Genomic DNA, 24,366 nt, shown 5'->3' on the forward strand with positions numbered 1-24,366 from the left:
GGCCAGCCTGCCGGGCCCGGTGTTACCTCTGAACCGAGTTTCCCCGATGCGCCAGGGACTCCAACCCAGCCAGGGGAAGTGGGGACCCCGCCGCAGGGAGACGAACCACCCCCCATGCCCGGATCCTAAGCCTTTCTAGGGCAGCTGGGGCTTTATGGCCAAGGAAGAGCGAAATTGTGGTTATTAATGCCGTAGCGATCTGCTTATGAATAACCAACTGAGCCGTTCTTTGGCCATTTCATCGTCAGGCTTCAAGCATTACTGGAAATGGCCGATACCCAGGAAACGATAATCTTGGGAGAGCCTGCATGGCCAGCCTTCTCGACTCGGTCGACCAGCGTACGCAGCTGGTAGGCGAGAACCGTCTGGAAATTTTGATGTTTCGTCTGTCTAGTCGACAGATATTCGCTATTAACGTCTTCAAGGTGCAGGAGGTGCTCCATCTGCCCAAGTTGACGCTCATGCCCAAGCGCCATCCAGTCGTCTGTGGTGTTATCCATTTGCGGGGACAGACTCTGCCCGTTATTGATTTGGCTTGTGCCATTGGTATGCGCCCCATTGTTCCCGATGCGAACAGTACGATTATCGTCACCGAGTACAACCGAACAGTACAGGCGTTCCTGGTAGGTGGCGTTGATCGTATCGTCAACCTGAACTGGGATACGATCCAGCCGCCGCCCGGCGGGGCTGGTCGCCAGCATTATCTGACTGCTATTACCAAGGTTGATGACAAGCTGGTCGAAGTCATTGATGTCGAAAAAGTCTTGGCGGAAATTGTGCCGTACAACGTGCGTGTGTCCCGTGAGCGGCTCGATGATCCGGTGTTGGCCAGGGCTCGAGGGCGTGAAGTTTTACTGGTCGATGACTCCAGTACGGCCCTTAACCAACTACGCGATACCTTGATTCAGCTTGATTTAAGTTTCCATGTGGCTACTGATGGGCTCAAGGCGTTGCAAAAGCTGAAGGCTTGGTCACAGGAAGGAATTGACGTCACCGAAAAGCTGCTGATGGTAATTACCGATGCAGAAATGCCCGAGATGGACGGATATAGGCTGACCACCGAAATTCGTCAGGATCCTGCTTTGCGTGATTTGTATGTGGTGTTGCACACCTCTTTGTCTGGAAGCTTCAACGAAGCAATGGTGAAAAAGGTAGGCTGTAACGCATTTCTGTCAAAGTTTCAGCCGGATCTGCTCGTGGATGCTGTACGCGCCCGCTTAGCTGCTCTCGAGCAATAAACTCTTACATCTGCACAAAAGGATTGATATTCCCTAGACTCACGGCTTCACTTGCTCGACAGGAAGCCGTGCCATGTTGTATCTAAACGCCCTTTACCGTTATCCGGTCAAATCCATGACTCCAGAGCCACTTGAGCGAGCCTTGATCGATACGTTGGGCATAGCGGGCGATCGGCGTTGGATGGTTGTCGACGCAGCTACCGGGCGTTTCCTTACCCAGCGGCTGTTACCTGCAATGGGTAAGATTGAGGCCCGCTGGGAGGGATGGGAGAAGCTGCTTTTACGCGCTCCCGGCATGCCGGATTTATGTGTTGATGTTCCGTCTGCTGATGACGCGCTGCGGGGGGTCACCGTATGGAGTGATAGCTTTCAGGTCCCTGATGCAGGCGTCGAGGCCAACCGTTGGCTTAGTGCCTTCCTCGAGCGTGCTTGTCAGCTGGTCTACATGCCTGAAGGTCGTGCTCGCCAAGTGGACACCAACTATGCCGAAATAGGGGAAAAGGTCCATTTCGGTGATGGTTTTCCCTTGTTGCTGATTGGTCAGGGCTCGTTGGAGGATGTGTCGCAGCGAGTAGGGCGAAGCCTCGATGTACGACGTTTCCGGCCGAATCTGGTAATTGAGGGGAGCGAGGCTTTTGCTGAAGATGATTGGAAGCGGCTGCGTATTGGTACGGTTGATTTTCGGGTAGCCAAACCCTGTTCCCGTTGCATCATGACGACGATCGATCCTTTGACCAACGTGCGTGACCCTGATCGTGAACCCTTGGCAACACTCAAGACCTACCGTGAGCGTGAGGGCGCCATATATTTCGGACAGAATCTCGTGCCGCTCAATTGTGGTGCCTTGAGCGTAGGCATGCCGGTTGAAATATTGGAATGAATGGCCGCATGGCCCTTTCCTTAGGAAAGGGCCATGGCGAGGCGGATTAGCCTGCTACGAGGACGCGAATCGCTTCTAGGCGTAGCGATGCTTTATCCAAGTAAGCCATACCATCTTTACGCTGCTGACGAAGCGTATCAATTTCGGTATCTCGGACGTTGGGGTTGACCGCTTGCAATGCAGTAAGACGGTCTATTTCTTCGTCCATACTTGCGATGAACTGATGCCGAGCCAGCTCCACGCGTTCAGTATGGCGTGGCAGGGCTTTTCCTTCCCCGGTTACGACCAGCTTGGCTAAAGCATCCCGCTGCGCTTGAACAAACTTATTAGCGCTGCCACGTGGCACACTTTCTAGTTGATCGTTCAAGGTTTCGAATGCTACTCGAGCCGCCAGATCATTACCGTTTGCATCAAGCAGACAGCGTATCGCCACTGGCGGCAGGAAGCGACTCAGCTGTAGAGCCCGAGGCGCTACAGCTTCACTTACATAGATCAGCTCCAGTAAAACGGTCCCAGGCTTTAGCGCCTTGTTTTTAATCAATGCCACCGCAGTGTTGCCCATTGAGCCTGACAGTACGAGGTCCATTCCACCTTGAAGCATAGGATGCTCCCAGGTAATGAACTGCATGTCTTCTCGGGCCAGTGCAAGATTGCGGTCATAGGTAATGGTAACGCCTTCATCACTACCTAAGGGGAAGCCAGCATCCAACATTTTTTCGCTTGGCCGTAGGATCAAGGCATTTTCAGAATGATCTTCACTGTCAATGCCGAAGGCGTTAAGCAACTCCTCCATATAAATAGGCAGCGTAAAGGCGTCATCCTGCTCCAGAATAGCCTCTGCCAGCGCCTCACCTTCTCCAGCACCGCTGGAGTTAAGTTCAAGCAAGCGGTCACGGCCGCTATGCAGTTCGGTCTCTAAGGTCTCACGGGTGCGCTGTCCTTCAGCAAGTAGAGCCTTCCATTCATCTTCATCTCCACCCATTAGCCCGTTATGCAATTGTTCGGCAAAACGCTGCTGCAGAGCATTACCTGTCGGGCTCGTTGCCAGGAAGGCATTGAGAGCTTCGTGGTACCACTGGAATTGACGCTCTTGCATGCTGTCTTGAAGATAAGGTACATGTACCTGGATGGTATGCCGCTGGCCGATGCGGTCGAGGCGTCCAATGCGCTGCTCAAGCAGGTCCGGATGGGCCGGCAGGTCAAACAGTACCAGGTTATGAGAGAACTGGAAGTTACGTCCTTCACTGCCAATTTCTGAGCAGATTAGGACCTGGGCTCCAAATTCTTCGTCAGCAAAATAGGCGGCTGCCCGATCACGTTCAAGAATGCTCATACCCTCATGGAACACGGTAGAGGGTATGCCAGAGCGCAGGCGCAAGGCGTCCTCCAGATCCAGGGCCGTTTCCGCATGAGCGCAAATAACCAGAACCTTGTGTTTCTTGAGTGACTTCAGAGTGTCGATCAGCCAGCTGACCCGAGGATCGTGGCGCCACCAGCGATCATTGTCATCTTCTGGTACATACTGCGTCTCCGGATACAAGGAGTTGCCAATATCCATGTATTGATCCGGAAGTGGCAGGGCATGTGCCTGAAGGTTACGCTCGGGGAATCCCTTCACGGCTGCCCGTGTATTACGGAACAGGACCCGTCCCGTGCCGTGGCGGTCGAGCAGCTCTCGGATCAGGCGAGCACGCGCTTCTTCGTCACCGTCGGCAACTGCGGTCAACAATGTGTCACCTTCAGCACCCAGGAATCCGTGGATTGCCTCGCGCGCGGTGGCGCTCAATGTTCCATGGTCCAGCAGTTCCTGTACCGCCTCTGCAACTGGTCGGTAATGGGCGCTTTCGGCGCGGAATACTTCAAGATCATGAAAGCGGCTGGGGTCAAGCAGGCGCAACCGCGCAAAGTGGCTGTCCTGGCCTAGCTGCTCGGGTGTCGCTGTTAGCAGCAGGACACCTGGAATAACCTCGGCCAATTGTTCTACGAGGCGATATTCAGGGCTGGCATTTTCGGGATGCCATACAAGGTGGTGCGCTTCGTCGACTACAAGTAAATCCCAGCCGGCAGCAAATGCGGCATCTTGAGCACGTTCGGCGTGTTTCAGCCACTCAATAGACACGAGTGCGATCTGGTTTTCTTCAAAAGGATTACCCGATTCAATAGCGGCAAAGCGCTCGGCGTCGAACAGCGCAACCTCAAGATTGAAGCGGCGGCGCATCTCAACCAGCCACTGATGCTGTAGGTTTTCCGGAACGAGGATAAGAACCCGCCGGGCACGCCCGTTAAGTAACTGGCGATGAATGACCAGGCCGGCTTCGATTGTCTTGCCCAGTCCGACCTCATCGGCCAGTAGGACGCGCGGAGCAACACGATCAGCAACGCTTCGAGCGATATGCAGCTGATGGGGGATCGGTTGAGTACGCGCCCCGGCTAGCCCCCAAAGGGATGATTGAAGAAGGCGGCTGCTGTGCTCCAGCGTATGGTAGCGCAGGCTGAACCAGGACAAAGGATCGATCTGGCCGGCGAACAGACGATCACTGGCCAAGCGGAACTGGATAAAGTTAGACAGTTCCGCTTCGGTTAGGGAACGTGGTTCGTTCTGTGCGGTAAAGCCATGATAGGTCAATAGACCGTCGTTCTCCTCCACTTCACGAACGGTCAGCTTCCAACCTTCAAAATGTGTAATCTCATCACCTGGGGTGAAGCGTACACGAGTCAACGGTGCGTTGCGTTGAGCGTATTGGCGTGTTTCTCCGGTAGCCGGATACAGTACCGTCAGCAGGCGGCCATCCTGTGCCAGAATGGTTCCGAGACCCAGCTCGGCTTCACTGTCGCTGATCCAACGTTGCCCAGGTTGATACTGCGCCATGTAGTAGCTTCTCCCGCCCGTTCAAAAAGCCGGTTATGTTAACGAAAGCATTCGTCAGGGCCAAAGCCTGATGCATAAAAACTTTCAATAGGTGTGACGCCTGAGGTGCATCCGATGTTACCGCCCATCTCCCAAGGTCTGCTTCCGGTTACGACCCAGCATGATGTTGTTAAGCCTAGAAATGATATCCCCCCTATATCTCCGGTCGCGCCCACTAAGGAAAGTGGCTTTCAGCGCTTGCTCGATGAGCGTCAGCTTGAGCAGGAAAGCGAGCGCCGCCGTAAGCGCAAGCGTGCCCTCGAAGCCACGTTGTCTGCTGACTCTGCAGATGCTCTAACCGACCCGTTGGAAAAAGGGCAGTGCGTTGATGTAAAAGTTTAGGTTTGTACTTCGCAAGCAAGCAGAGTGATAACCCTATGGGGACAGGCTTCGTTAGGCTATTGTCATGAATTCTAAGTGTATTGCTTTGCCACTGACAAATGCGGAGCTGTATTTGCATGAGCAATGGGTCGAGCCTGAACTGGGCAAGGCCTGGATGGCAACTCTGCTGAGGGAAACGCTTTGGGAGCAGCCTGAAGTGTTCATTTATGGTCGCCACTATCCAACGCCTCGGTTAGTGGCTTGGTACAGCGACCCTGCCGTGCGTTACGGTTACTCGGGCCTCGATCATCCGGCGCTAGCCTGGACTCCATTGCTACAGGCGATACGTACCCGGGTCGAGCACACCTGTGAACAGGCGTTCAATGGTGTATTGCTTAATCATTACCGGACAGGGCAGGATTCGATGGGTTGGCATAGCGATAATGAAGCGGTACTGGGGCATAATCCAGTCATTGCCTCGTTAAGTCTCGGCAAAACGCGCCGATTCGATCTGCGTAGGAAAGGGGCGCAGCGTATAGAGCATTCCCTGCTGTTGACTCATGGCTCCTTGTTGATCATGCGAGGTACCACGCAACATTACTGGCAGCATCAGATTGCTAAGACTCGCAAGACACTGGCATCTCGATTGAACCTTACTTTTCGCTGGATAAAGATGTGAGCGACGATAAACTGATCGATTTCAATAGCGAGCGCAGTAAGCGCATCCATGACCTCAAGGAAAAGCGGCTGAATGAAATGCGCCAGGCTTTTGAGCAGGCCCTGCCGCTAGGAAAGCCTAAAAAGAAAGGAAAATCTAAACCCAAGAAGCGTTAAGTGCTCTGCTAATGCCTCTTCATTGACTTCCGTCAATACTTGGCGGCTTTTGTTGGCTTATTGTGCGGATTATCGCAAGGCCATACAGGAGTCGCTGTCATGTTCATCATTGATCAAATCACGATCGGGATGAAAGGAAGGGCAGCTTGATTTGCCTGTTTAGGGATGTTGCAGAAGTCATTATCTGGAAGGATACCCTTTGGTATTGATACTTCCAGTTGGAGCACGCAAGGCACTTGGGGCGACTTCGGTCGCCTTTTTTTTGCTTACAAAAAAGTAATGTTCATAAAAAGCAAACCGGCAGCTCAAGGCTGCCGGTTTGGGAGTTAATGTGTGTTCAAGGGTTGAACACGATAGCCTTTCAGGCCGTAGAACAGGATATACAGATAGCCAATCATTGGTACAAAGAAGGACGTTAGCAGGCCGATGGAGTCAGCAAAGATTGCCTGGATCAACGGCAGCAGTGCGCCACCGACAATGCCCATACACAGCAGGCCGGAACCCTTGCTGGTGAACTTGCCTAATCCATCCAGGGCTAGTGAGAAAATTGTTGGGAACATGATTGAATTGAACAGGCCAACACACAGCAATGCCCACATGGCGAACTTACCGCTCATGGCAATGGCTAGGCCGATCAAGATCACGTTGGCAATGCTGTTGAAGGCCAATACATGGCTGGGCTTAACTTTGGCCATGATAACGCCGCCTACGAAGCGGCCTACCATCGCCCCACCCCAATAGAGGGCCAAGTATTGGCCTGCTGCGCTGCTGGTCAGTCCGGCTACTTCAGGGCTTTCCATCAGGCTGATGAGGTATGTACCAACTGACACTTCAGCACCCACATACATGAAGATGCCTACAACACCGAGCAACAAATGCTTGTGTTGCCAGATGCTTTTGGCTTCCTGATGAGGAGCTGCGCTGTTGGTCTGGACCTCCTCATTGCCGCCCTTGATCTGAGGCAGTTTGATAAGGCCAATAATAATGGCGATGACCAATAGCATGCCGGCCAGAATGAGATAGGGCATCTGGACTGAGGAAGCGTCTGTGCTGTGCTCCACAAGTGCCAGGATGGTAACCGCGCCGATCAGCGGGCCTACCGTAGTGCCCAATGAGTTAAAAGCCTGGGTCAAAGTCAGGCGGCTAGCGGCTGTTTCTGGCTTGCCCAGAATTGTAACGTACGGGTTAGCTGCTACCTGCAGGATAGTAATGCCGCCTGCAAGAATGAACAGGGCTAGTAAGAAAAAGGTGTAAGAGTGAGCACCAGCGGCAGGATAGAACAACAGGCATCCTACAGCGGCTGTGCAAAGACCAAGAATGATGCCCTTTTTGTAACCCAAGCTCTCAACTAGGCGTCCCGCTGGAAAAGAGACGATAAAGTAGGCGGTAAAGAAACAGAACTGAATCAGCGATGCTTGTACATAGCTCAGTGTGAAAACAGCTTTGAGGTGGGGAACCAGAATGTCATTCAGTGAGGTGATCAGTCCCCACATGAAGAACAAGACAGTTAATACTGCCAGAGGGCCTCTGTAATTGGGGATGTGGTTGGAATTATTCATCTTTACTCCAAATGAAAGGCTACTTGTTTAAGCGCCCGGTTAAAAGCTCGCACTAAGATTGATCTAATCGGTTTCGGTTCAATCGGAGCGGCATAATAGTGGCGAAGCGTCACGAAATCGATTCGGCCGCGTGCTTAAGTTAAAAAAACCTCGTATTAATGCCTGACGAATACTCAAAAAAAAGCCCGCATCTTTCAATGCGGGCTATTAAGCAGATCAATTAGACGTCAGGCTTGCCACCGTTTAAGAACAAGCGTGGCATTGGTGCCACCAAAGCCAAAGCTATTGCTCATGACGACATCGATCTTAGCGTTCTCGCGTGTTTCACGCAGAATCGGTAGATCGGCGACTTGGGAGTCCAATTCATCCACGTTGGCCGAGCCGGCAATAAAGCCGCCTTCCATCATCAGCATGCAATAAATGGCCTCATGAACACCTGCAGCGCCTAGAGAATGGCCTGACAAACTTTTGGTAGAGCTAATAGGCGGCGCTTTGTCACCAAAGACTTCACGAACTGCCTTGATCTCTGCCACATCTCCCACAGGGGTTGAAGTGCCATGAGTGTTTAGGTAGTCGATCGGGTCTTGTATGGTTGACATTGCTTGCTGCATGCAGCGAATAGCACCTTCGCCGCTAGGCGCCACCATGTCATAACCGTCTGAGGTGGCACCATAGCCAACGATCTCAGCATAAATTTTTGCGCCACGCGCAAGGGCATGCTCTAGCTCTTCAACGACGACCATGCCGCCGCCGCCAGCGATAACAAAGCCGTCACGGTTGGCATCATACGCGCGCGACGCCTTTTCGGGCGTTTCATTGTACTGGCTAGACAGGGCTCCCATGGCGTCAAACAGGAATGACTGACTCCAGTGCTCTTCCTCGCCACCGCCAGCAAAAACAATGTCCTGCTTGCCTAGTTGGATCTGCTCCATGGCCAAGCCGATACAGTGGGCACTGGTGGCGCAAGCCGAGGCGACGGAATAGTTGAGTCCCTTGATCTTGAAAGGCGTAGCCAGACAGGCGGAAACCGTGCTGCTCATGGTGCGGGTGACCCGATATGGACCGACGCGCTTGACGCCTTTTTCGCGCAGGATGTCCAAGGCTTCCATCTGGTTGAACGTCGAGGCGCCACCGGATCCAGCAATCAGGCCGGTGCGTGGATTAGAAACCTGCTCTTCGGTTAAGCCAGAATCCTTTACAGCCTGCTCCATCGCCAGATAGGCATAGGCAGCGGCATCGCCGACGAAGCGCTTGACCTTGCGGTCGATAAGTTCTTCGAGATTAAGGTCAACGGAGCCGGAAACCTGGCTGCGCAACCCCATTTCGGCATATTCCGGATTAAAACGGATGCCGGAGCGGCCTGCACGCAAGTTGGCGGAGACGGTGTCTTTGTCATTGCCGAGGCAAGAAACTATGCCCAAGCCGGTGATCACGACGCGACGCATGCGGAAAGACCCTTAAAAGCTATCTGTTGAAGTAAATAGACCGACACGGAGACCTTCGGCCGAGTAAATTTCACGCCCGTCCACGCTAACACTCCCATCAGCAATGGCCAGGATAAGCGAGCGTGTAATGGTACGCTTGATATGAATGTTATAGGTTACTTTCTTCGCCGTAGGCAGTACCTGGCCAAAGAACTTGACTTCGCCGGAGCCCAAGGCGCGCCCGCGACCGGGATTGCCTTGCCAGCCAAGATAAAATCCGACGAGTTGCCACATGGCATCCAGGCCCAGGCAGCCTGGCATTACCGGGTCACCTTCGAAATGGCATTTGAAAAACCAGAGGTCTGGATTGATATCCAACTCGGCGACCAGTTCACCCTTACCGTACTTGCCGCCTGTATCACTGATATGCGTGATCCGGTCGATCATTAGCATGTTTGGGGCAGGCAGTTGCGCATTACCCTGGCCGAATAGCTCGCCACGGCTGCAGCGCAGCAAGTCTTCGTGGGTGAAGGCGTGTTGTTTGGTCATGCAAGCTCCTGTAGCTGGCCTGGTGGGTCAGTGGCGGCGATTATAATGTCGCTCTCGCTATTAGGCCGCCACCACATAGACAGCCAAGCCATTTTGAAAGTCACAGCAAGGCGATAAAACCTTCCCAGAGGCGAATTGTGCACGTTGGAGTTCAAATACTCCAACATTGATCGCTTCGCTTAAGACGATATGGCTTCCCAATGAGGTGCCGGTGGGTGAATCCAGCGCTGAAGCATGAGTTGTAAATCGGCGCGTTTGAAGGGCTTCGCCAGGTAATCGTTCATGCCTGCTGCTAAGCAGCTTTCACGATCACCTTGTAAGGCATTGGCCGTCAAGGCGATGATCGGTATGCCTGGGCCGGATCGCTCGCGAATGAGGCGAGTAGCCTGATAGCCATCGAGAATGGGAAGTCGGCAATCCATTAGAATCGCTGCGAAAGACTGCTGCTCGGCGAAACGTACGGCTTGAGCCCCGTCGCCAGCAACCGTGATGTGATAACCAAGGCTACGCAGCATGGCCTCGATCACAGTTTGGTTGACCGGATTATCTTCAACCAGGAGCACATTCAGGCCGTTGGCCTGAAATTCCTGTAGCGGGCGCTGATTATGATCAGATGGTTGAACGCGTCGGAAGGGAAGTGGTACTTCAAGCGTGAAAATCGAGCCTTGGTTTTCCTCGCTAGTGGCCTGCAACGTACCCCCCATCCGTTCGGCCAGGGTGCGTGCAATGGACAAGCCAAGGCCAGTGCCGCCATAGCGTCGGCTGATCGTAGGGTCCGCTTGCTGAAAGGCATCGAACATACGCTCCAGGCGCTCGGCTGAAATGCCGATGCCGCTGTCATGTACGGCACAGCTAAACCAGAGGATACAGTCGTCTAGGGGTTGCCAGCGGCACTCTACTCGTATAGAGCCGCTTTCTGTAAATTTGAGCGCATTGCCGACAAGGTTAACTAAAATCTGCCGCAAGCGAGTTGGATCGCCAGTTACTTCAAGTTGGTCCAGATCGGTAGGAGCGTCAAGGGAAAGCTCAAGACCACGCTGCGCTGCGCTGTGCTGGAAAACTTGTACGGAGCCGTTAACAAGCTCGGCAAGGCCAAAGGGAATGTTTTCTAGCTCTAAGGCACCACGCTCGATACGTGAAAAATCAAGAACATCATTAATGACTTTGAGCAGGTGCTCAGTCGATTCTGTAGCCAGCGTGGTGTACTCGCTCTGCTCTCGTGACTGCTCTGTTGTTTCTAGCAATTGCAACATGCCCAGAACCCCATTGAGCGGGGTACGCAATTCATGGCTCATCATTGCAAGAAAATCCGATTTGGCTCGGTTGGCCTGTTCCGCTTCTTCACGGGCAGCTACAAGCTGATCGATACTACGTTGTTGCTCTTCACTAGCGCGCTGAAGTGCTTGGGCCAAATCATTAATGAGGTGCGCCAAGACACCCATTTCCGAGTTGTCTGGTACGGGTAGACGGCTATGGTAATCACCAGCACGGATGGCATTGACGGTTCGCCCCATATCACTCAGCGGAGCGGATAGACGCTTGGCTAGTCGCCAAGCCAAGAGAAACGTAAGTCCCAGCGCTAGGATGGCAAGGGCAGCGGCCTTGATCAGGATTTCCTGCTGTCGTTGATGAAAGGCTTCGTTGGTTACCCCAACAGCCACACGGCCCAGCGAGCTATTGACGTTAGGAATGCCTGAGCGGCTAATGCTGGCATGAAAGATCTCGACTTGAGACGTGCTTTGGCCTGTTGGTGGAGGATTATGGGCATACATAATGATGCGCTCCTGCCGGTCGCGAATCTCAATGAAGCGCACATGGCGTGTGGCCAGTGTCGCGTCTAGCAGGTTACGTAACATGGGCAGGTTGTCAGTAGATACGCCATATTCACTGGCCGAGGCCAGCTGGATGGCAATCAGCTGGCCGGTATGACTCAATTCATGATGTAAATCCTGAAGGCGTGCATGGGTGAAATAACCGGTCAATACCAGCGTAATCAATAGGGCAGGGCCCAGGCTTATAGCTAGCGTGCGGGTGCGAATTCCCCAGCCGCGTCGTTTGTCCAAGAGAGCGTTCTCCATGAGCGTGGCGCTCGATGCTCTTTTTACCTGTCAGTCAGGTGCCGTTCAACTCCCGTCAGTCCTACCAGGACCAACGGACCGCGTAATAGAGCATGGTTTAGTAAAAGTGATCGGAATATTGCAGGCGCGCTTCGTATAATGTGTAGATCGTCGCATATTGCGGCAACAATGGATAAGCTCATGAGTGAAAAGCAACCAATAGCGGTTCTAGGAGGCGGCAGTTTCGGTACAGCCTTGGCCAACCTGCTAGCGGAGAATGGGCAGGCTGTACGGTTATGGATGCGTGACCCCGAGCAGGCTGAAGCTATTCGCCAGCGCCGTGAAAACCCTCGCTACTTGAAAGGCATCAAGGTACACGAAGCGGTGGAGCCGCGCTGTGATCTAGATGGGACTCTGTCCGATTGTGGCCTGGTCTTCGTAGCCTTGCCCTCAAGCGCCTTGCGTACGGTGCTCGCTCCGGTTGCTATAAGACTTCAAGGTAAGGCTGTGGTCAGCCTGACCAAAGGTATCGAGCCCCATACTTTCCTGCTTATGAGTCAGATTATTGAGGAGGTCGTGCCCGATGCCCGGATCGGTGTAATTTCCGGACCAAATTTAGCGCGTGAAATCGCCGAGCATGCCTTAACGGCGACCGTTATCGCTAGTGAGGACGAGGAAGTCTGCCAGCAGGTCCAGGCCGCTCTGCATGGACGTACATTTCGGGTCTATGCCAGTCGTGATCGATTGGGTGTGGAGCTGGGCGGGGCTTTAAAGAATGTATATGCCATCATGGCAGGACTAGCCGCCGCGCTAGATATGGGGGAAAACACGCGTAGCATGTTGATTACCCGAGCGCTGGCGGAAATGACGCGCTTTGCCGTGCAGCAGGGCGCTAATCCCATGACATTTATGGGGTTGGCTGGGGTGGGAGACCTTATTGTTACCTGTTCCTCTCCCAAGAGTCGCAACTATCAGGTAGGCCATGCACTAGGTGAGGGGCTCACGCTGGAAGCTGCCGTAGCGCGTTTGGGCGAAACGGCTGAAGGAGTAAATACGTTGCGAGTTCTGAAGGCCAAGGCGGATGAAACAGGGGTTTACATGCCGCTCGTTCAAGGTCTCTATGCCATTTTGTTTGAAGGTCGCACTTTGGATCAGGTGATCGTCGCTTTAATGCGAGGCGAGCCTAAGACCGATGTCGATTTCTATTTACCTACTTTATCCGAGTCGTAGGAGATAAATGATGTCTAGCCATAACTACGAGCGTGAAACTATTAGTCTGCGTCTCGTTTGGATGGTCTTGTTTGTGTTCGTCTGGCTGATTGCGCAGTATTTGCTGGCTGGATTGGTCATTGCACAGCTGATCAATCGGTTAGTCAAAGGGCATACTCATGAAGGTATGGCTCGATTGGGTACGGGATTATCTGAATATCTGGCTCAGATCGTACGGTTCGGTACGTTTGCCAGTGAAGAAAAGCCCTGGCCTGTTGCAGACTGGCCGGGTAAGCGTGCAGCTCAGAAACATGAGGATGCGATATGAAGATATGTCTTCTGCGTCACGGTGAGGCGGAGCCGCATGCGGCAGGTGACGAGCTGCGTCGGCTGACCGTGCGTGGCGAGGAGGAGGTGCGGCGAAGCGCCCAGCGGCTTGCCAGGGAGTCGCTTACAGCAATATATGCCAGCCCTTATGTACGAGCACAACAGACAGCTGCAATTGTTAAAAACATACTGGGATTCGTCCCTCCCATTGTGACTGTTCCTGGCGTCACGCCGGACGATGATCCTGCTGCTGCGCTTGATTGGTTGGCAGCCTTGCCGACGTCCGGCGTCCTGCTGGCCACCCATAATCCTTTCGTCAGCCAGTTAGCTGGCCTGCTGATTCACGGGCACCGTCAAGAGCCACTACCTATGGGCACGGGATCGCTAGCTATCCTTGAGGGGCCTATGGCAGTAGCTGGCGCGATGACATTGATCGAGTTGTTCCACCCTTGACGTAACACGATTCCATTTCTTTCAGCAATAACGAGGATCGTTATGTCCCTTTTTTGCATAGATAGCACTGTTGATCGTTTTGTACGGAGGCAAAAGGCATGACTATCTGGCGGACCGAGCCTGATCTTGTCACCCTAAATGCTAGCCTGCAAAACACATTGTGTGAGCGGGTAGGGATCCATTTCGAAGCTTTTGACCATGAGTCGCTGACTGCAAGCATGCCTGTGGATGAGCGAACTCATCAGCCTTTTGGCTTATTGCACGGGGGAGCGTCCGTCGTGCTGGCTGAGACGTTGGGGTCTATGGCCAGTGTTCTGTGTATTGACAGAGATCGGTTCAATTGCGTGGGGTTGGAGGTCAATGCCAATCATTTGCGGCCTATGCGCTCAGGACGTGTAACAGCAGTGGCCAAACCTATCCATTTAGGGCGCAGTACTCATGTGTGGGATATTCGACTCTCCGACGAGAGGGGGCATACCACATGTATTTCACGGTTGACTGTAGCGGTGGTGACTAAGGATGAGTATTCCAGTCGTTGAGCCGCATAGCTCGTTGGAGTTGGCCAGAGCAAGATTGTTGTAAAGCGGCAGCGGTACTTGCAGGTTCGTTTGAGTTTATATGTCAGGCCAGCGGGTGCTGACCCAGCATAGGGAGTCTTCCAGATACAGTATTGTCTGAAGAAAATCACTGCTGGGATATGGCTGAATGACTGCTCACGTACAGGAATTACGTATTAATCTGCCTCATATTGAGCTGGCTGCTCATCTGTTTGGCCCTGAGGATGGTCAACCTGTGCTGGCTTTACATGGCTGGCTAGACAACGCCATGACGTTTTCACGATTAGCGCCTCGTTTACACGGGTTGAGAATCGTTGCGCTAGATCTTCCAGGGCATGGATTATCGGCCCATCGGCCAGCGGGTTGTGGTTATTTGTTGCAGGATTATGTGCAAGATGTCTTGTACGCCGTGGAGCAATTGGGCTGGAAGCGATTTTCGCTGTTAGGTCATTCGCTGGGTGCCATTATCTCAGTGATGTTTGCCTCTGCATTGCCTGAGCGGGTTGAACGTTTGGCGCTTATCGACGGGCTTATGCCTTATACCACTACGCCTGAGGAGGCCCCCTCCAAGCTTGGCAACGCGCTGCGTGCACAGCTGAACCTGCCTAATAAGCGCAAACCTGTTTATGAGCGGATCGAAGACGCTGTGCAGGCGAGGCTGAAAGGCGTGGGGTCAGTGAGCGTAGAAGCCGCTGAGCTACTGGCCGAGCGCGGCTTAATGCCGGTTCCAGGCGGTTATACATGGCGCTCGGATGCACGCCTAACCTTGCCTACCACTCTGCGCCTGACTGCGGCGCAGGCGTTGGCCTTCCTTAAGGCAGTCAAGTGTCCAGCTCAATTGATCGTGGCTGAGCAAGGGCTTTTGGTCAATATTCCAGGTATCAATGAACTTCTGGCAGGGCTTGAGGGATTTAAGATTGAACAATTGCCAGGAGGGCATCATTTGCATCTAGATGATGAAGCCGGCGCCCAGGCGGTAGCAGATTGTTTCAATCGCTTTTTCGTTTAGCCTTGACGCCAATCTGGTTGGTGTGGAGTCTCCATATTTAGAGGCTCTCAGTGATCAATGCTTATGTAGTGGCTCTGTCCGCTGATGAAGCACGCAATATATAGACGCTTAAAAGAAAAGGGGCAGCAAATGGATAAGGTCGGGCCGATGCAAGGTCACAACAGTATCCTTTAACGCTAACCATGTAGGGTATAAAAAGCCCTTATGGGTAGTCATATATTCCAGCTGCAGCACTTGATGATTGCAAGGCAATAACCTGTCGCTCGACCTGCCCTGCGGCAAGACTTGAATACTTCTCAGAAGGATGGCTGTCAGGTTCGCCGAATCTTTCTGGTCAGCTTTAGGTGATATAGTGATTGTTATGCGAATGATAATGCTAAGCCTGACATGCCTATTAGCAATTAAGGCTGGCGCAGCTGATTTTCCCGGCAGTGCCGATCTAGAAGCTCTGCCTCGTCCGGCACATGCTAATATCGTGGATTATCATATGGACCCTTCCGTAGAGCGTAGCTACCCGCAAGGCTCGGTTAGCCGTATCGGGGGGCGCTTGCGCTTGGAAGGCGAAGTACAAGCACAAGGACATTTGACGGCTTTAACCTATGAAATGGCGCAGGGCCACAACCCCGTCGAGGCACTGGACAAGGCTCGGCATGACCTGCAACAACAATCGGCCATACCGTTGTTCTGGTGTGAGGGTCGCGATTGCGGCTCTAGCAATGTGATTGCCAACGCCATATTTGGAAAGTCTAGGCTCTACGGGCCTGATGGACAGCAGGCTTATCTCTTGCTTCGATTAGCGGCGCCCCAGGAAAACACCCTGCTTGTGTTGTATGCGATTACGCGTGGTAATCGTCGCGGATATCTCCATGTAGAGCAGTTGAACGCAACGTCCCCTCTTGGCGAGCAGGTTGCAAATCCCAGTACTCTATTAAGGCAATTGCGCCGTGATGGTGAACTACATCTGCCGATGCTGGAGACTAAACCTGATGCAGTCTGGACCGATCTGCTAAGTCGAGTCCTGGCTATGGACGGTGACCTTGCTGTCGTAATTGGCGGGCCACAGGCTGAAAAGTGGCGAGATGCTTTGGTTGAGCGAAGGATACGTATTGCTCGGCTTCAAGTGGACGCTGCCCGCCCAGCAGGGCTGTATGTAAAGCCCTAAATACAGCTAAGGTCCTCGTGCACTTAAATAGCCTGCATGATCCAGGTACGCTTCGGCTTATGATGGAGCAGGTTAGTTTAAGGACATGACATGAGGCGTCTTTCTGATAAACCCGTACCACCATCCTCTCCCATGTACGAGCACGATCGTCTGCTGGTCAGAATACTTCTTCTGTCCTTATTAGGTGCCTGCGTGTGGGTGTTGTTGCCCTTCATGTCCGCACTGTTCTGGGCTGCCGTTCTGGCATTTGCCAGCTGGCCTTTGATGCGTGGTTTAAGCCGGCGTCTCGACGGACGTAATACTATTGCGGCTGCCATTCTGAGTGTTGGTTGGATTCTTCTTGTAGCACTGCCGCTGGTATGGGTTGGAATGGGATTGGCAGACCATGTGCGGGGCACGATGGATCTGGTTCGTACTATTCAAGTAGGTGGGTTGCCGCCAGCACCTGAGTGGGTAGCTAGACTGCCTTGGATAGGGGATCGGCTTGTTAGTTTATGGCAGACGATCGACGCTCGGGGCGCAGCTTATTTCGATAGTCTAAAACCCTACCTGGGGCAGGTCGGAAATTGGCTGTTGGCTCGTAGTGCACGAATTGGTGGTGGTGTGCTAGAGCTAGCTTTGAGCTTGGTGCTCGTCTTCTTCTTCTATCGTGATGGCCCGCGGTTAGTTTATCTAACTGAAAAAGTCTTGTTGCGGCTGATTGGTGGACAGGCGGGGCACTATATGCAACTTGTAGGCGATACGGTGCACCGGGTCGTTAATGGCATACTTGGAACCGCGGCCGCTCAAGCCATCCTGGCCTTGATCGGTCTGATGATTGCGGGCGTGCCCGGCGCTGTAGGATTGGCGCTTCTAACATTTGCTTTGAGCTTGATTCCTGTCGGACCACCTCTGGTCTGGATCCCTTCTACCCTCTGGCTCGTGTTACAGCAGGAGTATGGGTATGCGATTTTTCTAGGAGCGTGGGGATTGTTCTTTATCAGTGGCGTAGACAATATTCTCAAGCCTTACCTTATAAGCCGCGGCGGCGATCTACCTTTGGTTGTGGTACTGCTAGGCGTGTTTGGTGGATTATTGGCTTTTGGTTTCATGGGACTGTTTCTAGGGCCAATCCTGCTGGCTGTTGCTTACAACCTGATTCGTGATTGGATGGCAAGCGCTGCAGAGCCACCTTCTGCGTAGCGGTGTCTCTACATAGCGGTAGTCATCTAATTGTCCTACAAGGGGGTGCTTTGAGCCTGCACATGACGGTCCCTGCCAGCCTGAATGCCGAACAGCAGGGCGGCCACGCTGATCAGGATGAATAGCAAACCAATTCCGTTCCAGCCATGAGTGAGGTCATGGATAAGGCCGACTAAAAAGGGGCCTAGCGCGGCTAGGGTATAACCCACACCTTGAGACATGCCGGAAAGGCGTGCTGCAACATGAGCATTAGGTGAGCGCAAGACGATCAGGGCCAGTGCAATACTGAAGGTTCCACCCTGGCCTAGGCCTAATAGGAGTGTCCACAGCCATAGCATCGGCAATGGGCCGTACAGGCAGCCTAGCAGGCCGGCAAGCGTTAATGAGATAACGATAACTACGGTTAGACGCTGATCGCGGCCGCGGGTGGCCAGCCAAGGCGTGGCCAGGGCGCTGATCAGTTGAATGAGGATCGAGCCGGATAATGCCAAGCCGGCCTCTATAGTGGTCAAGCCTCGGTCGATCAGAATTGACGGTAGCCAGCCGAAGACGATATAGGCCAGCGAAGATTGTAATCCCATGTAAAGAGTGACCTGCCAGGCTAGGCGGTCAGTCCAGAGTCCGGTTACCTGCCAGCGCTGTCGGTGCGTATGGTGAGTAGCGCGGATTTGGGGCAGCCATACGATGGCAGCGATTAGTGCCAGTAAGGCCCAGGCTCCTAGTGCGGGTTGCCAGTGATGATCCATCCAGGCGCCCAAAGGGGCCGTAGCGCCAGCTGCTAAGGCTGCGCCCATGCACAGGGCCATGGTATAGACCCCCATTAGCTGACCAGCCTGGTTAGGGAAGTCTCGTTTAATGATGCCTGGTAGCAGCACGCCTATAATGCCAATGCATGCACCAGCCATTACGCTGCCTGCAAACAGTCCGGCCGGAGGAAATAGGCTGCGAAGAAGGATGCCGCCTGCCAGGACAATTAGAGTAATAAGGACGGTCTTTTCACTACCTATCCGGTTGGACAGGCGAGCTGCCAGGGGAGCAAATAATCCCAGACATAAAACAGGAGCCGTAGTCAGTAGGCCAGCCGCTGCGCTGGACAGTCCTGTTTCAGCTTCAATCTGACGCAGCAACGGTGAAAGACTGGAGAGGGCCGGCCTTAAATTGAGCGCTACCAGAAATAGGCCCAGCAGCAGTAACCATGGGCGCGCAGGCGTGAGGGTGTGTGTGTCCGTTGCGGTATCGGAGAGGCCAGGCATGAGACAGTCCAAAACGGAAAAGGATAAATCCTACCCGAACTGTCAGGAATTGGCTTGCCGGGTTAAAGGTATTAATGTTTTACAGATATGCATGGCATATGGAAAAGCGGTGCCTCATATGCGGCGCATGTCATTACCCTTATATGTTCTTATATCTCTCTATTCATGACTTCAGGCGGAAAGGTTTGTGTTCTGTCAAGGGGTTGCAAGAATGGGGTAGGGTGTGTATCAGGAATATAACTGGCTGAATTAAAGAGCTTTTTTCCAATCTGTATAAAAAAACAACAGTTTAGGTGAAAGGCACGTGGCTACTAGTCTTCATGACCGTTTGGCCGATTTTTCCACGAGGTTATCCACAGGAATTGTGGATTATCCTTTGGAAATAACATCTTGGCGATGAATAGCGTTGCGACACTGAGCCACATCACTGTTGGCATTTAAAAGTGGCGCTAGGAACGTTTTTCCGTTGACCTGCTTCTTTAAGTGATTCCTTGGGAGTCATGAGGGCAGGCTTTGATAGAATAATCTCAACATCAGATCCTGGCATAATTGCCAGACGCTTGCGTTTACCTGAATCAGGAAGTGTTCATGAACGAGCCTATTCGCTTGACCCAATACAGCCATGGGGCCGGATGTGGCTGCAAGATTTCCCCAAAAGTCCTTGAAGTCATCCTGGCAGGCAGCGGAGCCCAGCATCTGGATCCAAAGCTTTGGGTAGGAAATGCGTCGCGTGATGATGCAGCCGTCTATGCCTTGGACGATGAGCGAGGCGTGATATCTACTACAGATTTTTTCATGCCGATCGTTGATGACCCCTTCGATTTCGGGCGAATCGCTGCGACGAACGCCATCAGTGATATTTATGCAATGGGCGGTGATCCGTTAATGGCCATCGCTATCTTGGGATGGCCGGTCAATGTCTTGCCACCTGAGGTGGCTCGCGAAGTAGTGGCTGGTGGGCGCAAGGTATGCGACGAGGCGGGTATTCCACTGGCTGGGGGACACTCCATTGATGCGCCCGAACCCATCTTTGGTTTGGCTGTAACCGGTGTGGTCCAGAAGCGTTTCATGAAGCGTAACGATACGGCTTTATTGGGGTGCAAGCTGTTTTTGACTAAGCCACTTGGTATAGGCATTTTAACCACGGCTGAAAAGAAAGCCGTACTGCGGCCAGAGGATAGAGGTATTGCCCGCGATTGGATGTGCCGTTTGAATCGTCCGGGCAGTCGTTTTGGGCGCGTGGATGCCATCAAGGCAATGACTGATGTGACGGGGTTTGGTCTGCTAGGGCATCTTGTGGAGATGGCAGACGGAAGTGGGCTGACCGCGCGAATTAATTATGCCGCCGTCCCTCGGTTAGGCAGTGTCGAGCATTACCTGGCACTGGGCTGCGTGCCGGGAGGAACGCTGCGCAACTTTGATAGCTACGGTGGGCGTATCGCTCCAATTTCCGAAGGGCAAAAAGCGTTGCTGTGTGATCCTCAAACCAGTGGTGGTTTGCTGGTTGCGGTAGAGCCTGAGGGTGAAGCCGAATTCCTGGCGATCGCTCAGGAGTTAGGCCTGACATTGCAGCCGATCGGAGAATTAACAGAGCGACAGCCTCATGCAGTGGAAGTGTACTAATGCGTGACGACGCCCGTGATTACCAGGCGCTGTTTCTTTCTGACGCGCCGCTGATGGATGTGCGTGCTCCCGTAGAGTTTGCCAAGGGAGCGTTCCCGATGGCGAGCAATCGTCCACTTATGAACGACATTGAGCGGCAGAAGGTGGGTACCTGTTATAAGCAGAAGGGGCAACAGGCTGCGCTGGAGTTGGGGCACTCATTAGTGTCTGGCAGAGTTAAGGAGGAACGTATCGCCGCTTGGGCCGACTTCGCTCGCGCCAATCCCAATGGTTATCTGTATTGTTTTCGTGGAGGGTTGCGCTCGCAAATCAGTCAACAGTGGCTGCGAAGTGAGGCTGGCATCGCTTATCCGCGCGTTGCGGGAGGGTATAAGGCCATGCGTACCTTCCTGATCGAAACTCTTCATCAGGCACTTGAGGAGTGCCGGTTCGTCGTGGTGGGCGGTATGACCGGGACGGGTAAGACAGAGGTTGTAGCTCAGCTCGATGACAGTGTTGATCTTGAAAAGCATGCCAATCATCGAGGCTCCAGCTTTGGCAAGCGAGCAACGGTGCAGCCGGCGCAGATCGACTTTGAGAATCGTCTTTCCATAGATCTGCTCAAGCGCCGTGCGGCAGGCCAGTCACGGTTTGTTTTGGAGGATGAGTCGCGACTTATCGGGCGTTGTTCGCTTCCGATCGAGCTGTACCAGGCCATGCAACATTTCCCCCTGGTTTGGCTGGAAGACAGTCTTGAGAGCCGAGTCGAGCGTATTTTGCGTGACTATGTTATCGATCTAGCCGCCGAGTTCGAATGTGTGCAGAGGGGTGATCAAGGATTTCTTGTATTTGCCAATCAGTTGCGTAAGAGTTTGGATAATATTGCCAAGCGGTTAGGAGGTGAGCGGTATCAGCGTTTGGCGCATATCATGGATACTGCTTTGAAGGAGCAGGCGCAGACGGGCGAAGTAGATGGACATCGTGAGTGGATCGCAGCACTTCTGAAAGAGTATTACGATCCCATGTATGTCTATCAGCGCGAAAATAAAGCTGGCCGGATCTTGTTTGTTGGGGAGCAACAAGCTGTTGTCGAGTATCTGAAGGCTAACCGATGAACCGCCTGTCGGAAAAGGGGTCTCTATAGGGCTGGACCTGTCCATCCATTGAAGGAGTTAGCCATGAAGCGTTGGCTATTGATGATGCCTGTTGCTGCTATTGTTCTGACCGGTTGTGCTGGCAAGACGGTCAATCGGGACAACTGTGCGGCTCAGGTGAACGCCGCCTGGAAGGAGCTTGATATTGCCAAGACCGAAGGGTTTGCCGGTACGGTAAGTTACTCCAAAGCGCTTGGTCTTATTTCTACTGCCAAGACGCAACAGCAGATCGAGGCCTATAACGGATGTGTAGAAAACGCCGAAAAGGCACGCTTCTACATTCGGGAGTCACGAGCGGGGCGTTAAAAGCTGTATGCGAGCGGAGATGGTATTTATTAATCTCCGCTCGGGTGTCTATTAACTGATTTTCCAGTTAAGCCTGCTTAGTTGCCTCAAGTGGCTTGTCGTATTTAGGTGCCTGCCTTTGGCTAGTGTTGGGCCAGTTGTCAAGCAAAGCATGGGTAACTTGCTTAATCTTGGGCATTAAAGGCTTGCCCGTTAATATTCACGCTGTCTGGCCCCATTAGGTACAGGTAAACCGGCATGATGTCTTCGGGTATTGGATTTCGCGCTGGATTTTCAGCTGGGTAGGCTTCTGCTCGCATGGCTGTCCGGGTTCCGCCAGGATTGACACTATTGGCGCGGATTTTCGATGTTCCCTCTACTTCGTCAGCGAGGACTTGCATAAGGCCCTCGGTAGCGAACTTGGAGACGGCATACGCACCCCAGTAAGCGCGTCCTTTACGGCCAACACTGCTAGACGTAAAGATAACCGAGGCGTCTTCGGAGCGGTGTAAAGGAGGAAGCAGCGCCTGCGTCAGCATGAAGACGGCATTCACATTAACTTGCATTACGCTTATGAAGGCATCGCTAGCGGTTTGCTCGAGCGGGGAGCGTGGTCCCAAAATACTGGCATTATGCAGAAGGCCGTCTAGCCTTCCGAACTCCTGTTCGATCATTGCGGCCAGCTCTGCATAATGCACAGGTTGCGCCGTTGCGAGATCAAGGGGAATGACAGCGGCCCGAGGGTAACCGGCTGCCTCGATATCGTCATAAACTTCATTAAGGTTTTCTTCGGTCTTACCCAGTAGAAGCACCGTGGCACCATGGGCGGCGTAACTTCTGGCGGCCGCCGCGCCGATTCCACGGCCGGCCCCTGTTACAAGGATGATGCGCCCTTTCAGCAAATCTGGGCGGGCCTTGTACTCGAACATGATCAATGACTCCTGACGCTAATGGCTGAGAAGGTTGCTAGCAGCCGCAGACGGCACGATCCAGCGCAGTACGCAGGTCTAGCGGATGATCCACAACCAAGTCGGCGCCCCAATGTGAGGGGTTGTCTTCTGGATGGATGTAGCCGAAACGCACCGCAGCAGTTTTAGTTCCAGCTGCTCGACCCGACTCGATGTCCCGCCGATCGTCACCGACAAAAAGTACCGCTTGCGGATCTACCTGAAGCTGGTGACAAGCCAGAAGCACAGGTTCTGGGTCGGGTTTGCTGTGCGTAACGTGATCAGGGCAGACCAATACGGCAGAGCGCTCTGCCAGCCCCAGCTTTTGCATAATCGGCTCGGCATAGCGAGCCGGCTTATTCGTTACCACGCCCCAGGTTATACGCGCCTTTTCAAGGTCATTGAGCAACTCGGCCATCCCCTCGAACAGGTGAGTATGTACGGCGCAATGATGTTGATAGCGCTCAAGAAAATCCAGGCGCAAGGGTTCGAACATCTCGCTGAGCGGATCTGTATCGAATGCAGAGGCTACCATTGCGCGCGCGCCGCCCGAGATAACATCGCGGATAATCTTTTCGTCGACAGGATCCAGCCCTCGGCTGGCACGCATGGACTGGATCACAGCGATAAAGTCGGGTGCTGTGTCCAGCAGGGTTCCATCCATATCGAAAAGCACAGCTTGCAAGCGCATGGATTCAACCCTCACGAGTAGTATGGATCATATAGTTCACATCTACATCGCGACCTAGCTTGTAGCGCTTGGTAATAGGGTTGTAGGTCAAGCCAATCATATCGCGTACGTTCAGGCCGCCTGCGCGGCACCAGGCACCCAATTCGGAGGGGCGGATAAACTTGCGAAAATCATGGGTGCCGCGTGGAAGTAAGCGCAATAGGTATTCGGCGCCTACGATTGCGAGCAGGTAGGCCTTGGGATTGCGGTTGATAGTAGAAAAGAAGACATGGCCGCCGGGCTTGACTAAAGTCTGGCAGGCTCGGATTACAGAGGCCGGGTCCGGTACATGCTCCAGCATTTCCAGACATGTCACTATGTCATACTGACCAGGCTCTTCGCTAGCCAGCTCTTCAGCTGTGATGCGTCGGTAGTTTACGGCCACGCCAGATTCAAGTTGATGTAATTGCGCTACGGATAGTGGGGCTTCGCCCATGTCTATTCCAGTGACTTGGGCTCCGCGCATGGCCATGGCTTCGCTTAGGATGCCGCCGCCGCAACCTACATCGAGTACTTTCTTGCCTGCCAGTCCAGCATGCTCATCGATCCAGTTGACCCGCAGCGGGTTGATGTCGTGCAAGGGTTTGAATTCGCTCTCTCTATCCCACCAGCGATGGGCCAAGGCTTCGAATTTGGCAATTTCAGCATTGTCGACGTTGGACATGGGTAGTACTCCAGTAATCAGATTCTTTCAGAAGGCGGCGCCACGATAAGGTAGACGCTTAA

At 53.3% G+C, this 24,366-nt stretch carries 24 protein-coding genes; 15 read left to right on the plus strand and 9 right to left on the minus strand.

The features are described 5' to 3' along the window. Window positions 1-308: 308 nt before the first annotated feature. Complete coding sequence (locus IQ22_RS13350; RefSeq protein ID WP_145142676.1) at window positions 309-1,238, plus strand: chemotaxis protein CheV; 930 nt, start codon at window positions 309-311, stop codon at window positions 1,236-1,238. A gap of 73 nt (window positions 1,239-1,311) precedes the next feature. Further along, window positions 1,312-2,118 carry an MOSC domain-containing protein gene (locus IQ22_RS13355; protein ID WP_145142679.1) on the plus strand — a complete coding sequence of 269 codons (807 nt, stop codon included), beginning with the start codon at window positions 1,312-1,314 and terminating at the stop codon, window positions 2,116-2,118. Window positions 2,119-2,164: 46 nt separating this feature from the next. Here the strand turns inward: IQ22_RS13355 and rapA are convergent, their stop codons facing one another. Then, entirely contained in the window at window positions 2,165-4,987 is a 2,823-nt protein-coding gene (rapA, locus tag IQ22_RS13360) for an RNA polymerase-associated protein RapA (RefSeq protein WP_145142682.1), read from the minus strand. A gap of 114 nt (window positions 4,988-5,101) precedes the next feature. Here rapA and IQ22_RS13365 point away from each other — a divergent pair, with 114 nt between their 5' ends. From IQ22_RS13365 to IQ22_RS23345, 3 genes are all read left to right on the plus strand, one after another. Further along, a complete protein-coding gene (locus IQ22_RS13365; protein WP_145142686.1) occupies window positions 5,102-5,368 on the plus strand; it encodes an aspartate-semialdehyde dehydrogenase in 267 nt (88 codons plus the stop codon). A gap of 64 nt (window positions 5,369-5,432) precedes the next feature. Continuing rightward, entirely contained in the window at window positions 5,433-6,026 is a 594-nt protein-coding gene (locus IQ22_RS13370) for an alpha-ketoglutarate-dependent dioxygenase AlkB family protein (protein ID WP_145142689.1), read from the plus strand. Further along, a complete protein-coding gene (locus IQ22_RS23345; protein ID WP_167654172.1) occupies window positions 6,023-6,181 on the plus strand; it encodes a hypothetical protein in 159 nt (52 codons plus the stop codon). Before IQ22_RS13370 ends, IQ22_RS23345 begins: the two co-directional genes overlap by 4 nt. 326 nt (window positions 6,182-6,507) lie before the next feature. Here IQ22_RS23345 and IQ22_RS13375 read toward each other — a convergent pair whose 3' ends face one another. The 4 genes from IQ22_RS13375 to IQ22_RS13390 form a co-directional block, all read right to left on the minus strand. Then, entirely contained in the window at window positions 6,508-7,740 is a 1,233-nt protein-coding gene (locus IQ22_RS13375; RefSeq protein ID WP_145142692.1) for a sugar MFS transporter, read from the minus strand. A gap of 227 nt (window positions 7,741-7,967) precedes the next feature. Further along, entirely contained in the window at window positions 7,968-9,185 is a 1,218-nt protein-coding gene (gene fabB / locus IQ22_RS13380; RefSeq protein WP_145142695.1) for a beta-ketoacyl-ACP synthase I, read from the minus strand. 12 nt (window positions 9,186-9,197) lie between these two features. Further along, window positions 9,198-9,713 carry a 3-hydroxyacyl-[acyl-carrier-protein] dehydratase FabA gene (gene fabA / locus IQ22_RS13385; RefSeq protein WP_145142698.1) on the minus strand — a complete coding sequence of 172 codons (516 nt, stop codon included), beginning with the start codon at window positions 9,711-9,713 and terminating at the stop codon, window positions 9,198-9,200. Between the two features lie 179 nt (window positions 9,714-9,892). After that, a complete protein-coding gene (locus tag IQ22_RS13390) occupies window positions 9,893-11,776 on the minus strand; it encodes an ATP-binding protein (protein WP_145142701.1) in 1,884 nt (627 codons plus the stop codon). Window positions 11,777-11,971: 195 nt separating this feature from the next. Here IQ22_RS13390 and IQ22_RS13395 point away from each other — a divergent pair, with 195 nt between their 5' ends. The 7 genes from IQ22_RS13395 (at window position 11,972) to IQ22_RS13425 (ending at window position 17,669) form a co-directional block, all read left to right on the plus strand. Further along, window positions 11,972-13,000, plus strand: a complete 1,029-nt coding sequence (locus IQ22_RS13395) for an NAD(P)H-dependent glycerol-3-phosphate dehydrogenase (protein ID WP_145142705.1) — start codon at window positions 11,972-11,974, stop codon at window positions 12,998-13,000. 10 nt (window positions 13,001-13,010) lie between these two features. Then, window positions 13,011-13,307 (plus strand): DUF4389 domain-containing protein, encoded by a 297-nt coding sequence (locus tag IQ22_RS13400; protein ID WP_145142710.1) that lies wholly within the window; start codon window positions 13,011-13,013, stop codon window positions 13,305-13,307. Continuing rightward, window positions 13,304-13,759, plus strand: a complete 456-nt coding sequence (gene sixA, locus IQ22_RS13405; RefSeq protein WP_145142713.1) for a phosphohistidine phosphatase SixA — start codon at window positions 13,304-13,306, stop codon at window positions 13,757-13,759. The genes IQ22_RS13400 and sixA overlap by 4 nt, the downstream gene beginning before the upstream one ends. Before the next feature lie 98 nt (window positions 13,760-13,857). Continuing rightward, window positions 13,858-14,298, plus strand: a complete 441-nt coding sequence (locus IQ22_RS13410; protein WP_145142716.1) for a hotdog fold thioesterase — start codon at window positions 13,858-13,860, stop codon at window positions 14,296-14,298. Window positions 14,299-14,464: 166 nt separating this feature from the next. Then, on the plus strand, window positions 14,465-15,325 hold the full coding sequence (locus IQ22_RS13415) for an alpha/beta hydrolase (protein WP_145142719.1): 861 nt from the start codon (window positions 14,465-14,467) through the stop codon (window positions 15,323-15,325). 361 nt (window positions 15,326-15,686) lie between these two features. Beyond that, a complete protein-coding gene (locus IQ22_RS13420) occupies window positions 15,687-16,487 on the plus strand; it encodes a DUF4892 domain-containing protein (RefSeq protein WP_145142722.1) in 801 nt (266 codons plus the stop codon). 132 nt (window positions 16,488-16,619) lie between these two features. Beyond that, on the plus strand, window positions 16,620-17,669 hold the full coding sequence (locus IQ22_RS13425; protein ID WP_145142876.1) for an AI-2E family transporter: 1,050 nt from the start codon (window positions 16,620-16,622) through the stop codon (window positions 17,667-17,669). 35 nt (window positions 17,670-17,704) lie between these two features. Here IQ22_RS13425 and IQ22_RS13430 read toward each other — a convergent pair whose 3' ends face one another. Beyond that, window positions 17,705-18,922, minus strand: a complete 1,218-nt coding sequence (locus IQ22_RS13430) for a CynX/NimT family MFS transporter (protein ID WP_145142725.1) — start codon at window positions 18,920-18,922, stop codon at window positions 17,705-17,707. A 588-nt stretch (window positions 18,923-19,510) separates the two neighbouring features. On the opposite strand from IQ22_RS13430, the gene selD reads away from it, so the two are divergent. The 3 genes from selD (at window position 19,511) to IQ22_RS13445 (ending at window position 21,984) form a co-directional block, all read left to right on the plus strand. After that, complete coding sequence (selD, locus tag IQ22_RS13435) at window positions 19,511-20,545, plus strand: selenide, water dikinase SelD (protein WP_145142728.1); 1,035 nt, start codon at window positions 19,511-19,513, stop codon at window positions 20,543-20,545. Then, complete coding sequence (gene mnmH / locus IQ22_RS13440; protein ID WP_145142732.1) at window positions 20,545-21,639, plus strand: tRNA 2-selenouridine(34) synthase MnmH; 1,095 nt, start codon at window positions 20,545-20,547, stop codon at window positions 21,637-21,639. Before selD ends, mnmH begins: the two co-directional genes overlap by 1 nt. Window positions 21,640-21,702: 63 nt before the next feature. Continuing rightward, a complete protein-coding gene (locus IQ22_RS13445; protein ID WP_145142735.1) occupies window positions 21,703-21,984 on the plus strand; it encodes a hypothetical protein in 282 nt (93 codons plus the stop codon). A gap of 164 nt (window positions 21,985-22,148) precedes the next feature. Here IQ22_RS13445 and IQ22_RS13450 read toward each other — a convergent pair whose 3' ends face one another. From IQ22_RS13450 to ubiG, 3 genes are read right to left on the minus strand one after another with little or no spacing between them, the layout of a single operon-like run. Continuing rightward, window positions 22,149-22,892 (minus strand): YciK family oxidoreductase, encoded by a 744-nt coding sequence (locus IQ22_RS13450; RefSeq protein WP_145142739.1) that lies wholly within the window; start codon window positions 22,890-22,892, stop codon window positions 22,149-22,151. 37 nt (window positions 22,893-22,929) lie between these two features. After that, a complete protein-coding gene (gene mupP / locus IQ22_RS13455) occupies window positions 22,930-23,601 on the minus strand; it encodes an N-acetylmuramic acid 6-phosphate phosphatase MupP (protein WP_145142742.1) in 672 nt (223 codons plus the stop codon). Window positions 23,602-23,605: 4 nt separating this feature from the next. Then, window positions 23,606-24,304, minus strand: a complete 699-nt coding sequence (ubiG, locus tag IQ22_RS13460) for a bifunctional 2-polyprenyl-6-hydroxyphenol methylase/3-demethylubiquinol 3-O-methyltransferase UbiG (RefSeq protein ID WP_145142746.1) — start codon at window positions 24,302-24,304, stop codon at window positions 23,606-23,608. Between the last annotated feature and the right edge of the window lie 62 nt (window positions 24,305-24,366).

Source organism: Pseudomonas duriflava (genome assembly GCF_007830155.1).
GTDB classification, from domain to species: domain Bacteria; phylum Pseudomonadota; class Gammaproteobacteria; order Pseudomonadales; family Pseudomonadaceae; genus Chryseomonas; species Chryseomonas duriflava.